The organism is Haloflavibacter putidus (genome assembly GCF_006546625.1).
Taxonomy (GTDB): domain Bacteria; phylum Bacteroidota; class Bacteroidia; order Flavobacteriales; family Flavobacteriaceae; genus Mesonia; species Mesonia putida.
The window spans coordinates 1-1,027 of record NZ_VIAR01000031.1; the positions used below are offsets into that span (position 1 = coordinate 1).

1 protein-coding gene is annotated in these 1,027 nt (G+C 39.7%); it reads right to left on the reverse strand.

What is annotated here, in order from left to right:
- Positions 1-62: 62 nt before the first annotated feature.
- Positions 63-1,027: IS110 family RNA-guided transposase (locus tag FKR84_RS13215; protein ID WP_141422786.1), on the reverse strand; the 965-nt coding region annotated here is incomplete at its 5' end.

Below are 1,027 nucleotides of genomic sequence, written 5' to 3' on the forward strand. Positions count from 1 at the left end.
GGGATTGGTTCTCCCGTATTCTATGGTTAAAAAAAGCTTTTTAGTTAAAATTTTCAACATTTTTAAGCTGCATATTTCAAGGTATCAACATATGGCGTTCTCCGTTTTACAACTGCAAAAATCCTGGCTAGTAATTTGTTCCTGATCACATTGATTGTACTCCTTTCATTTTTTCCCTGTTCATCGACCCTTCGCCGGTAATACTGCCTAATTTCAGGATTGTGCTGCAGGGCTGTTTTGGAACATTGGTCCAGCAAACTCTTTATTTTTTTATTGGCCAAGTGACTTACTTTTGTTTTGCCCCTAATGCTTGTTCCAGAAGAATTGGGAAAAGGGGCAGTCCCACAGTAAGATGCGAATTTCCTCCAATTTTCAAATTTGGTAAAGCCCTGTGTATAAGCGATCATATACAAAGCTGTCTGTGGACCAACACCTTTGATGCTTGTAACCAAACCATATATTTTATCGAGCTTCCGGTTTTCTTTGATAATCCTGTTCATTTCCTTCTCGACTTTTTTTATTTTTTTAGAGAAGTGACCGATCATTTCCTCTTGTGCGTTCAGCAGTATTTTATTGTCCTTTTGCTTTAGGACACGTTTTTCCTCTTTCAATGAGGCTTTATAACCAGCCCTTTGTTTGACCAAACGATCCCTTAATGAAAGAAGGCGTTTAAGCGATTGCAGGTCTTCTGACGGCATTTGGCAGGACTCAAGTTCCTCCCGCAATCGATAGGCATACAAGGCTATTTTCGCGGCATCAACTTTATCGTCCTTTCCGCGCGAAAGCCCCAAAGACCTTTTTATTTCCAGACCTGGGATTGCTACATATCTCATGCCAAGTTCCGACAATGTGGCCGATAATTGGAGTGAATAAAGTCCAGTATGTTCAAAGGTAAATATCATTTCTTCTCTATCAAAGTCCGTGTTCTTCAGCACCCACTTAATCATCTTTGCAATGTCTTTTGGGCAGTTCTCAAAAACACGGTGCATTTTTTTGTTATGGATATGCACATCGAGTGTTTTTTTAC